The sequence below is a fragment of the Coprococcus sp. AM100_B19A genome, from assembly GCF_027662015.1.
In the GTDB taxonomy this organism is placed as follows: Bacteria; Bacillota; Clostridia; order Lachnospirales; family Lachnospiraceae; genus Allocoprococcus; species Allocoprococcus comes.
The window spans coordinates 110,329-121,758 of the sequence record NZ_JAQDKN010000004.1; the positions used below are offsets into that span (position 1 = coordinate 110,329).

The 11,430-nt window shown below is 39.7% G+C and carries 12 protein-coding genes; 2 read left to right on the forward strand and 10 right to left on the reverse strand.

Going from position 1 to position 11,430, the window contains the following annotated elements:
* Positions 1-3 precede the first annotated feature (3 nt).
* From PGQ33_RS05495 to PGQ33_RS05510, 4 genes are all read right to left on the reverse strand, one after another.
* Positions 4-1,197 carry a BMP family lipoprotein gene (locus tag PGQ33_RS05495; protein ID WP_270205396.1) on the reverse strand — a complete coding sequence of 398 codons (1,194 nt, stop codon included), beginning with the start codon at positions 1,195-1,197 and terminating at the stop codon, positions 4-6.
* Between the two features lie 261 nt (positions 1,198-1,458).
* Entirely contained in the window at positions 1,459-2,391 is a 933-nt protein-coding gene (locus PGQ33_RS05500) for an AEC family transporter (protein WP_195250532.1), read from the reverse strand.
* Positions 2,392-2,578: 187 nt separating this feature from the next.
* Positions 2,579-3,112 carry a hypothetical protein gene (locus PGQ33_RS05505; RefSeq protein ID WP_270205397.1) on the reverse strand — a complete coding sequence of 178 codons (534 nt, stop codon included), beginning with the start codon at positions 3,110-3,112 and terminating at the stop codon, positions 2,579-2,581.
* A gap of 165 nt (positions 3,113-3,277) precedes the next feature.
* A complete protein-coding gene (locus tag PGQ33_RS05510; RefSeq protein ID WP_270205398.1) occupies positions 3,278-3,688 on the reverse strand; it encodes a peptide deformylase in 411 nt (136 codons plus the stop codon).
* A 158-nt stretch (positions 3,689-3,846) separates the two neighbouring features.
* Between PGQ33_RS05510 and PGQ33_RS05515 the strand changes: the two genes are divergently transcribed.
* A complete protein-coding gene (locus PGQ33_RS05515; protein WP_270205399.1) occupies positions 3,847-4,407 on the forward strand; it encodes a DUF1653 domain-containing protein in 561 nt (186 codons plus the stop codon).
* 98 nt (positions 4,408-4,505) lie between these two features.
* Here PGQ33_RS05515 and PGQ33_RS05520 read toward each other — a convergent pair whose 3' ends face one another.
* The 5 genes from PGQ33_RS05520 to PGQ33_RS05540 are packed head-to-tail and all read right to left on the reverse strand — an operon-like array spanning position 4,506 to position 8,878.
* Positions 4,506-5,405 carry a dihydrodipicolinate synthase family protein gene (locus tag PGQ33_RS05520; protein ID WP_195488899.1) on the reverse strand — a complete coding sequence of 300 codons (900 nt, stop codon included), beginning with the start codon at positions 5,403-5,405 and terminating at the stop codon, positions 4,506-4,508.
* Between the two features lie 50 nt (positions 5,406-5,455).
* A complete protein-coding gene (locus tag PGQ33_RS05525) occupies positions 5,456-6,343 on the reverse strand; it encodes a fumarylacetoacetate hydrolase family protein (protein ID WP_270205400.1) in 888 nt (295 codons plus the stop codon).
* Positions 6,344-6,359: 16 nt separating this feature from the next.
* Positions 6,360-7,532: a UxaA family hydrolase gene (locus PGQ33_RS05530; protein ID WP_330376213.1), complete on the reverse strand. Its 1,173-nt coding sequence runs from the start codon at positions 7,530-7,532 to the stop codon at positions 6,360-6,362.
* A gap of 35 nt (positions 7,533-7,567) precedes the next feature.
* Positions 7,568-7,858 (reverse strand): UxaA family hydrolase, encoded by a 291-nt coding sequence (locus tag PGQ33_RS05535; RefSeq protein ID WP_242999954.1) that lies wholly within the window; start codon positions 7,856-7,858, stop codon positions 7,568-7,570.
* A 48-nt stretch (positions 7,859-7,906) separates the two neighbouring features.
* Complete coding sequence (locus PGQ33_RS05540) at positions 7,907-8,878, reverse strand: 2-keto-3-deoxygluconate permease (RefSeq protein ID WP_117834595.1); 972 nt, start codon at positions 8,876-8,878, stop codon at positions 7,907-7,909.
* A 287-nt stretch (positions 8,879-9,165) separates the two neighbouring features.
* Here PGQ33_RS05540 and PGQ33_RS05545 point away from each other — a divergent pair, with 287 nt between their 5' ends.
* A complete protein-coding gene (locus PGQ33_RS05545) occupies positions 9,166-9,939 on the forward strand; it encodes an IclR family transcriptional regulator (RefSeq protein ID WP_117834594.1) in 774 nt (257 codons plus the stop codon).
* 45 nt (positions 9,940-9,984) lie between these two features.
* Here PGQ33_RS05545 and PGQ33_RS05550 read toward each other — a convergent pair whose 3' ends face one another.
* Positions 9,985-11,382: an alanine/glycine:cation symporter family protein gene (locus tag PGQ33_RS05550; RefSeq protein WP_173825261.1), complete on the reverse strand. Its 1,398-nt coding sequence runs from the start codon at positions 11,380-11,382 to the stop codon at positions 9,985-9,987.
* Positions 11,383-11,430: the final 48 nt, after the last annotated feature.

The following is an 11,430-nucleotide window of genomic DNA, read 5'->3' on the forward strand; positions in this document are numbered from 1 at the left end:
CAACTATTTTACTGTAACATTCGGGCATTTAGAAGCATCGAATTCTTCTCCACTCTGCGCATCCGTTACTACAATTGTTCCATCTGAAATCTTGTCTTCTATATCTTTGATTTCAGTTTTGATTTCTTCCCATTTGTCTTTTCCGCTATCCTGTATATGTTTGCTGATTTCTGAAAGATCTGTAATAGAAGCTGCGCCTGATGCTAATGAATATGTCTGTGCACGATCCATCTTATCAATCTTTCCATTTACTGCTTCTTTTACAATGTCATATACAGGTACTTCTGTATTTTTAATAACACTTGTCAGAACATATCCTGGCTGCTGATCATCTTTGTTAGCATCTACCTGAATTGCAAGCTTTCCTTCTTCTTTTGCCTTTGATGCAACACCATCACCTACAGAACCAGCTACTGAGAATACAATATTTGCTCCCTGATTATAATATGTTCCTGCTACTGTACTTCCTGTTGCAGAATCAGCAAATCCTGCATCATATTTTGCATAGTAATCATAATTTACACCCAGCTTTTCAGCTTCATAGTTGATACCTTCGATATATCCATAAGAGAATACCGTGATACCATTTGAATTAGTTCCTCCGATAAATCCTACGGATCGTCCGCCATTATCTGCAGGTGTGAAATTATAACCATCTGTACCAAATAAAGTTTCTGCATTTTCATTTACCAATGTAGTAAGTGCACCTGCTACGAAAGATGCCTGATGTACATCAAACAATACACTGATTACGTTATCATGGATTGTCTTTCCATCTTTATCCTGGTTTGGATTATCATTTACACATACAAATGTTGTATCTGGATACATCTCTGCAATTGGCTGTGCTCCACCTGTTCCCTGAATCAACGCTTCAAAATCATATTCCAGATTGAAAATTACATTGTATCCATCATCAGCCAGTGATTCCAGCGCCTGTGGTACACCTGTTGTAGGCTCGACAACCTTATATTCAATTCCAAATTCATCGGCAGCTTTTTTTGCTCCTTCCACAGCAGACTGATTATATCCATTATCATTCTGTCCGGCAGCCGAACAAATAATTGCAACCTTTACATCGCTTCCTTCCTTTTTTTCCGCTTTTTTCTCAGATTTTCCTCCACATGCTGTCAGGCTTCCTGCTACCATTGTCATTGCAAGTAAGCATCCCAATGCCTGTACTACTCTTTTTTTCATTTTTCTTCCTCCTTTGTTATGATGTCATGTCGTCATGACCAGTTCCTTTTTCTATAATATACAACCTTGCCTATGAAATGTAAATACTATTATTTATTTTTGTTGTATTTAGCAATTTTCCCTTTATTTTTTTGTGCATTTATCACAAAGTCTCTTGTATTATATTCAGCAAAAGGTTTTCTACATTTTCTACTAATAACTATTTCCTGACACAAAAAAAGAACGCCCCTGTTTCCAAGAACATTCTTTTCTCTTCTCTATTTACATCACCATCTGGAACACCAGTACCATCAACGGCATCGTCACAATCGCTCCAAGTGTAGTCAGCACACTGATCGCACTGGCATATCTGGAATCATTGTCATATACCTGACACATTTGTGTAACAGTTGAAGCAACCGGCGAAATTACCGCCATAAATACGATCAAAAGGATTTCTTCTCCTTCTTTATTCCATCCCACAAGACCACTTACCTTCAGGATAAGCAACGCAATAAGCGGAATCACGATCAGTCGCATAAACGAAATAAAATATGCTTTCTTATTCGTCAATACTTTCTTTAAATCCATTCCACCGATCAGCATCCCAATTACAAACATACTTGCCGGTCCAATCATTGCTCCGACTGAACTAAGCGTTCCTGTAATGATTTCCGGCAGACGTATTTTTGCAAAAAACAAAGTAATCGCAATGATAATCGTAATGATATTGATATTAAAGAATATTTTCTTCAGATTAAATCCTTTTTCATGACTAAGTACTTTTTTACAGTGTGTCCAGAAAAAGATAGTCTGAAGTCCCATAAATACACACGCATAAAATACCCATTTATCTCCAAGCATAAATGCCACAAGTGGTACGATCAGATTCCCTGAATTGGAATAATAAATGGACATCGTTTCTACTTCATTCAGTTTGAGAACTTTCCCGATCAGATTCACAACCGGAAGTAAAATAAAAAGGAGCAATAACGATGCGATACAGGCAAGCTCAAGTCCACTCACTTTTTCCGGTGTGTAATCCACCTGAAACGCATTCAAAATCACACACGGTACGATCAGATACAGTACCAGTGTTGACAGTACCTTACTGTCTTCATCTTTCAGCAATCCCATTTTGACTACCACATATCCCATAAAAATCATAATAAACAGTTTTGCAATCTGTTCCATCAAAAGTATACTTAGTTCCATTTTTATCCTCTTTTCCTTTTAACACAAGAGAAGCGGATTGTCCGACACAACCCGCTTCTTATTATTTCATTTCTTTTTCTGTCGGTTCATTTTTGTCTGTCAGATATTTCCATCTTTTAAACAATACCAAATCCCCTGTTTTCTGTCAAGAAATCCCTTAAGCCATAAACCTCTTTATCCTTCTATACTATACCTGTTCCAAAAGCCTTCTGCACTTCTGATTCATCGCCCCCAGTTCCAGTACAACCGGAAACAGATCCTCTTTACTCATTCCATAGCTGATCATGCAGAGTGCCTTGTAGAAAAATTCGTTCACTTCTGCATCCATTTTCCCCATAACGACCGCCGGGTAAATAATGGCTGCCATCTCGCGGATTCCGAAAAGGATCGCGGTCTCCACGCCACGCACGTCTGCTTCATGCTTCCAGATATTGCTCACATCATATTCGGAGGTATTGCCACACGGTGCTGCACAGACTGCGCAATCCGGTGCGACGGTATTTTTCTCTTCTCTTACTTTTTCAATCATCGCTTTTAAAGCTGCTACACCAATGTTACTGTTCGTGATTGTATGCACAAGACCTTCAATGATGATCTCATCTGTATTTTCTGTCTTCGTATTATTACCACAGGATCTGACAAGACCGATCAGGGCACCGGTCAGTTCATCCTGGAGTGCTAAAATCTCCTGTCCCTGCAAAATCGTCGCTGTATTACTCATATTTTCATTCCTCATACCTTCTTTTTTTGTATGGATAAGTATACGGTTTCTGGATTTTCATTTCTGTTGTAATAACAACATTATTCCGATTTATCTGTTCCAATCAGGACTTTCTTTCCATAAAACGCGAAACCATAATGCCAGACCTTTGATTTTGGGATACCATCAAATAATAATCCCATTCAGATGATCGCACTCATGCTGAATAATCTGCGCCGTCCATCCGCTGTATTTCTGTCTCTGCCGTTTAAAATTGATATCTTCATATTCTACTTCGATTTCCTGATAGCGCACACATTTTCTTACACCATCCAGAGACAGGCATCCTTCTTCTGTCTCATACTTTCCGTTTCTCTTTACAATCTTCGGATTGAACATCGCAACATTCATAAATCCCATATTGACTGCAATGATTGCTTTATTTACCCCGATCATATTTGCAGCCATTCCCACACAGCCATCCTCATGTGCTTTTAGGGTATCCAGTAAATCTATCGCAGTCTGCCGGTCTCCTTTCGTTGCTTTTTCTGCCCTCTGGCGCAGAAAAAAGAGATCTCTCATAATCGGTTTTACCATTTTACTTCTCCCCTTTCCGTAGTACTTTCCAGTATACACGATTTACACTATTATGGATACTTTCTTTCTATATTTTGATATGATAAAATAATTCCATACAATTCGCGGGAAAACTTTCCCTATCACCAATTTTCAAACCAAACAGGAGTGTACTATCTATGGATAAAATCAAAATCATAAAAAAGAACGATGAATATTCTTCCGAATATCAGATTGGAGATACTTTTGAAATTGAAGGCACCTGGTACGGTGGTGTCCATATTATCGGAAAGACCGGCGCACCGGTTTCTCTTGATAAAGATGAATATATTTATCTGGATGCCAATCCGGAAAATAAAGCAGCTTCTACGTCTGTAATTTCCCACCCGGAATCGTCTGCCTCAACACAAACCAGTACGGTTATCCCAGAAGCACAGTCTGCTCTTACGCTTTCTGCCGACACCAGAAAAAATGACACAGAACCTCTCCGTGAAATCCATGTCGGAGATATTGTGCGCCATTTCAAAAGAGAATGGGTATCAGAAGAGAGCACCAAATACCTCTACAAGGTACTGGCTTTTGCTGAACATACCGAAACAGGTGAAAAGCTGGTTGTATACCAGGCCATGTATGCACCATTCAAAATCTGTGCAAGACCATATGATATGTTTATGAGCGAAGTCGATCACCAGAAATATCCAGGTGTCAGACAGCACTGGCGTTTTGAAGTAAATGAATAAATCATGATTAAATAAAAATGGAGAATCTCTCCCAGTCCCCGGCTGATACCGGAGCGGATGATTCTCCATTTCAGAATGTCTGCTTTGTTTGTTTCTTCTTATTTCAGGTTCTGATACTCCTCAATCACCTTATCCATCAAGCTTTCTGCTTTTTTATACACTTCTTCATCCATCTGATTGTATGGGAAAATTGCACGATCCGAAACTTCTACTCCTCTATGTTGCATTAGTTTTTTGAACAAGAGCGAGAAATTTGAATCCATGTCATAGAGTGGCATCAGTTCATGTGTCAGTGCTGATAACTTCATAACTCTGTCAAAATCTTTTTCCTTTGTTGATTTTACAAGATCACTCCAGATTTCAGGCACAATATTAGAAAGCGCTCCTATGCATCCTACTCCTCCGGATGTAAGATTATAAAGGAACTGATCGTCAAATCCTGAGAACATCTCAAACTCATGTCCTTCTACAGCCAACATCAGTTCATTTGTATGATTTGGTTCTGACACGGAGTCCTTTAAACCTTTAATATTAGCATTATTTTCCACCAGCTTTTTCAAGGTTTCCGGAGCGATGGAATGTCCACTTCTTGCCGGGAAATTATAGATATAAAGATTTCCTTTTATTGACTTTGCAAGCGTATCATAATATACAAAAATCTTTTCCTGATCCAGTGCATAATAACATGGTCCGATAACCATTGCTCCTTCATAGCCCATTTCATTCACTTCATTTGACAACGCCACCGTATCTTCAAAATTAAGGCTTCCGGTTCCAGCATAAAGCTTTGTGCGCCCTGCAGTATAATCTGCATAGAATTTGAAGAAATCATGTTTCTCCTGTTTCGTAAGTCCTGTAAATTCACCGGACGATCCCAACACAAGAATTCCATCAACGCCTCCTTCAATCAGGAAATCAATTACCTTTTTATTCCCTTCATAATCCGGTTTTTCATTTTCATCAAAAACTGTAACAACTGGTGTAACGATTTTACACATATTTTCTACCTCTCTTCCTATCTTTATCCTAATTCACTTTCTTGTAAAAATCAGACAATATAATTCGTCAGCTGACCAATCCTGTCTATTTCACATGTAACTTTATCACCTTTCTTTAGAAACCTTGGTGGCGTAAATCCCATTCCAACACCTGCTGGTGTACCGGTTGCAATAATGTCACCAGCCTCCAGAGTAATTCCTTTGGACAATTCTGCAATCAGCCCCGGAATTTTTTTAATCAGATATTTTGTATTTGAATTCTGTCTGAGTTCACCATTCACATAACTCTTAATATCCAGTTCTAACGGCATCGGAAGCTCTGTACGATCTACGATCACAGGTCCCATGATCGTATAATTATCCAGACTTTTTCCCATCAGCCACTGTCCATGTCTGGTCTGAAGATCTCTTGAAGAAAGATCATTAAATACGGAATATCCAAATACATATTCTTCTGCTCTTTCTTCCGTGATTCCTTTTCCTTCTTTTCCTATAATGACCGCTAATTCTGTTTCATAATCCACTTTTTCATCGATATCAAACCGTCCCTGGATCTCTTCATTTGCCCCAAGAATACGGTTTGTTCTTTTTGCAAAATACACGGTACCGGATACTTCATCCGACACAGCTCCTGCCAGATGTTTCTTTGTCTCTTCCAGATGATCTGTATAATTTACTCCAACGCAAAGAATATCATGAACCGGGCGTTCAATCGGTGTAAGCATTTCCTGTTCTTCTATTCTATGTACCAATCCATCTGCAGCACAGATCATCTGTGCTGCTTTTTGCGGATCGCCATTTACCATATGAACAAAATCTATCAAAGATTTCCCTTTTAATTCCGGGAATAATTCATCTAAAAAGAACACTTTATCTTCCTTCTCAAAAGCAGCCAGATGAATTTCTCCATTTTTATCTTTTACTCTGGTATAACGCAATTTTTCCACCCCATTTTTACATATAGTTACAAACTCTTGCTATTGCCATCTCGGTATATCCAAGAGCTTCTGCTTTTGTCAGCTTGCCATCAGCAACTTCCTTAATTTCTGTCATCAGCTCATCGCCAAGTTCTGTCATTGTCTTTGTTCCATAAATATACGGGCTTGCATCGATATCAATATTATCAGACATATTTGCAAAAGTAACTTTATTACCGGTGATCTTAATTACCGGCGCAAGCGGATTTCCTGTCGGTGTACCACGTCCGGTAGAAAATACAACAATCTGACATCCACCGGCTACCATTGCCGCTACTGATGACGGGTCATTTCCCGGAGTGTCCATAATAACAAGTCCCTGTTTTGGTTCTACCTGTTTTGCATAGTCATATACTGCTGTTACTTCTGAATGACCGCCTTTATGGATACATCCCAATGATTTTTCTTCCAGTGTTGTAAGTCCTCCTTCTTTGTTTCCCGGAGAAGGATTTCCTTCACGGATATCATGTCCTACTAACTTGATTGCATGCTCATAGTCATGAACGATCTGGTAAATTCTGTCACTGATTTCTTTTGTCTTTCCGCGTCTTGCCAGAATATGTTCTGCACCAATAAATTCTGTTGTCTCAGAAAGAATTGAGGTGCCTCCAAGTTCTACCATACGATCACTCATCTCTCCGATCAGAACATTTGCAGCAAGTCCTGAAGTCGGGTCAGAACCACCACATTCAGTTCCAATGATCAGTTCAGAAAAATCAAATTCTTCTTTCTGCAGTAGAGAAGCTTCCTGTGCCATCTCTTTTGCTGCACGGACAGCTTTTTCTACTGTAGAAATCGTTCCTCCGTTTTCCTGGATAATGAAATGGCGGATTGGTTTATTCGTTCTCTCTTTAATTGCATCTAACACAAGATCCATCTGACAGTTTTCACATCCAAGTGATACAACAACCGTTCCATATACGTTCGGGTTTGCTGCATATCCTGCCATTACATCCATCGTGAACTGCTGATCTGACGGAACCTGGGAACATCCATTCTGGTTATTGAATGTAACTGCAGATTCTACCTGGGACGCGATAATTCTTGTTGTATCTGATGCACAGACACTTGCCGGTAAAATTAAAATTTTATTTCTGATTCCAACTCTTCCATCTGGTCTTCTATATCCCCAAAAAGTCATTTTTTCCATTTTAAACTTCCTCCTGTCTTCTTATATTCCGTATTTTAAAGATTTTCTCTGTGATTCTGAACATTATGTACATGTACATGCTCTCCGACATGGATATCACAGGCAGCAAGACCAATATGTTCCCCATATTTTACTACTTCTGTTCCTTTTGGCATTTCTTTGATCGCTACTTTATGGTACATTGGTACATCTGTTATAGCTTTAATCTTCTGTACATCTCCATTTCTATCTCTCCAGATCACTTCATCTCCTGCATTGATCTTTTCAATTGCTACAACGACGGTATCTTTTTCATCAATAATTGCTGCATTAACTGTTACTGCCATTTTGCTCATCTCCTGTTTTCATTTTTTAATATGTGATATTTACAAATACTACTTTGTTGCTGCTTTCTTATCCTCAAGTGGGAACTTCGGACATCCGTATTTATGTGCCCACCAGTTTGTAACAATTGGGACAATAATCGCTGTGATAACTACGGATGCTGCTACCTGAGCAGTTGCCTGTGGTACATATGCTTCCAGACTCTTATCTGCCAGTCCTACAACTGCCGGTACAGCTACTGCATTTCCTGCTGTTGTCGCTACTGCCCATCCGGCATAACCCGGTCGTTTTGAAATCTTCCGATCACATAATACAATAAATGCTCCACCAATAAAAGTAGTCATAAATCCAAGCAGAACTCCTGACGGTCCTCCCTTTATAACTGCGGAAAGATCAATTCCTGCTCCAAGTGTAAGTCCTACAAAAGGAATTAAAATCGGTCCTGCCGGTGCAAGGAAATCAGAAAATGATTTATCAAGATTTCCAAGGATCATACCAACAATGATCGGTGTAATTGCTGCAAGGATTGAAAGAATCGGAATATTTGCAAGTCCTGAAGCTCCCATTGCGACCAGTGTAAAAAATGGACCATCATTCAATGAGAGTAATGCCATTGCGCCACTATCCACTTCATCACCATAAGACTGCATCAGGGAAAGATATACGGAACCATTGCTGTTTGTTACCGCACAGATAATTGCTAATGCAGATAATCCAAGAAATCCATCTGTACCGAACACTTTACCAACAACAATACCAATTACTGCTCCAGCCACAAATTTGGAAATCAAAAGGACTCCGCCCCTTTTTAACACACTTCCGAGTTCATTAAATCTTAACGTTGTTCCAAGACATACCAGCTGAATTCCCATCGCTGTTGCCGCACCTGCATTTGAAAAAGTTGCTGTTGTAAGTGAACCTACCTGAAGTATCGACGAACAGAACGTATTTAAAATTGCTCCAATCAAAAGCGGAACAATCATCATCCCAGCCGGTACTTTCTTCAAAAAGTTCATAATCATAGTTTTTTGCCTCCTCTTTACCTTTTTTCCTTTCGTTTCATTTGTGCGTATATACGTACTCCGTATGCATTTACATACTTCATGCTTTTAAAATAGCACTTATGTATTATATTGTCAATATATCATTAAATGAATTCATTATTTTTATCATTTTGCACAATTATTCTATATAAATTTCTACATATACGTCAAACAGCTCTGGAATTCCATACAAATATCTGATATAATTTTTATATACTTGATTGAACTTTAGATTATTTCAATGTTAATAAAGGAGATTTAAACCAATGGCAACAACTGAACACCGCCCTACTGAACGGGTGCTCGATATACTGGAGCTTCTTTCCAACTCTGAGGAAGGAATGACTCTTACCGAACTTGCCAAAGCACTGAATGCCCCAAAAAGCAGCATTATGCCGCTTGTTCATACGATGACTGCCCGTAATTTTATTTATATGCAAAAGGATACGCTTCGCTATCGTATCGGAGTTGCTACATATTCTGTTGGTGTAGCCTATAATAACCGCAAGACTTCTTTACAATTCATTCAACAGGAGATGAATAACATTACTGCATTAAGTAACGAAACATGCCAACTTGGTATCCAATCTCGAAACATGGTATTTTATATCGCAAAAAAGGATTCACCTCAGCCAATCCGCCTGATGTCTTCCGTAGGAAAGCAGCTTCCTTTGTACTGTACTGGTTTGGGGCGAGCACTTCTTGCTTATAAATCCGAAGAAGAAATTCGTAGCCTGTTTCCAGAAGTTCTCACTGCATATACACCACACACAATCGCTACCATAAATGATCTACTTAAAGAGCTAGAACTTACCCGTCAACGGGGATATGCCGTGGAACATGAAGAAACGAATTTAATGGTAAATTGTATCGCCGTTTCGCTTGATTACAATAATGCACCAATCGCTGCTTTAAGTATATCCATCCCAACCTTCCGTATTTCCGAGTCTAAAGAAAAAGAAGCTGTCCAGATTCTTTGGGAAGCCAAACAGCGTATTGAGACACATTTTAAAATGTATGGCGTTGATTTTGGAAATTAAAAAATACCTGACAGAAAGCCTTCTATCCTTCTGTCAGGTATTTCTTTATACGCCTTTCCCTTCCCCTGCAAAATATTCTTTTACATGCTTTACCACAACTCCTGATAACAGGAATACTGCAATTAAGTTCGGGATTGCCATCAGTCCGTTAAATGTCTCTGCAATATTCCACATCAGTCCAAGATCCATCGTTGCTCCGACGATCGCAACCAGTGAATACAGCACCATAAACGGTTTGTTGATCTTCGTTCCAAATAAAAATTCAATACATCTGGTTCCATAAAGTCCCCATCCGATAATCGTTGAAAATGCAAAGCAGCACATTGCAACCGCGGTAAAGATCGATACCCAGCTCCCATATGTAGAAGTAAATCCAAGAATCGTAAGCTCCGCACCTGCTGCCTCCCCGTAACCAATCGGAACTCCGCTGCACAGGATTACCAGTGCGGTCAGTGTACAGATTACGATCGTATCTATAAATACCTCAAAGATTCCGAAGAATCCCTGTTTCACCGGTTTTTTTGTATCTGCACATGCATGTGCAATCGATCCGGTACCAAGACCTGCCTCATTAGAGAAAATTCCTCTGGACACACCTTTTTTCATACTAATAAAGAAGCTTCCGACTGCCCCTCCGGTAACAGATGTCGGTGTAAATGCACCTTCAAAAATTGAAACAAATACATGTGGTATATTTTTTAAATTCAACAGAACCACTCCGGCAGCTAACAGAACATAGATAACCGCCATGAACGGTACAAGCTTTTCCGTTACCTGTCCGATTCTCTTGATTCCACCGAGAAGGATCAGTGCAATCAACACCGCAAGCACAATTCCGATCACAAGATTGACCGTCTTTGCTGCATCCACTCCAATCACCCCGTAATTGAATAATGCGGAATCAATTGCTGTCGTAATCGTATTGACCTGTGTCGCATTTCCAGTTCCAAATACTGTCAGCACACCGAATGCAGCAAACAAATATGCAAGCCAGTGCCAGTTTTTATTCAGACCATTCTTAATATAATACATTGGCCCACCGACCAGATCCCCTTCTGCATTCTTTTCACGGAAATGTACGGCAAGTGTTACTTCTGAAAATTTAGTACACATTCCAAGAAGTGCGGAGATCCACATCCAGAAGACTGCTCCCGGTCCGCCGATTGCGATCGCTCCTGCAACTCCTGCAATATTCCCGGTTCCAACCGTCGCCGCAAGCGCGGTACAGACCGCCTGAAATGGTGTCATTGCACCATCTGTGGCATCTTTTTTCCGAAGCATGCGCCCAATCGTCACCTTCATAGCGTATGGAAATTTTCTGATCTGGATAAATCCGGTTCTGACACTGAGCAGAAGTCCTACTCCGATGATACAGATCATTGCCGGCACACCCCAGATAAAATTATTGACTACATTATTGACCGACTCAATTGTAGATAACATCCCTTATTCCCCTCCAGGATTGAAAGATTTTCCTCTTCATCTTTCATT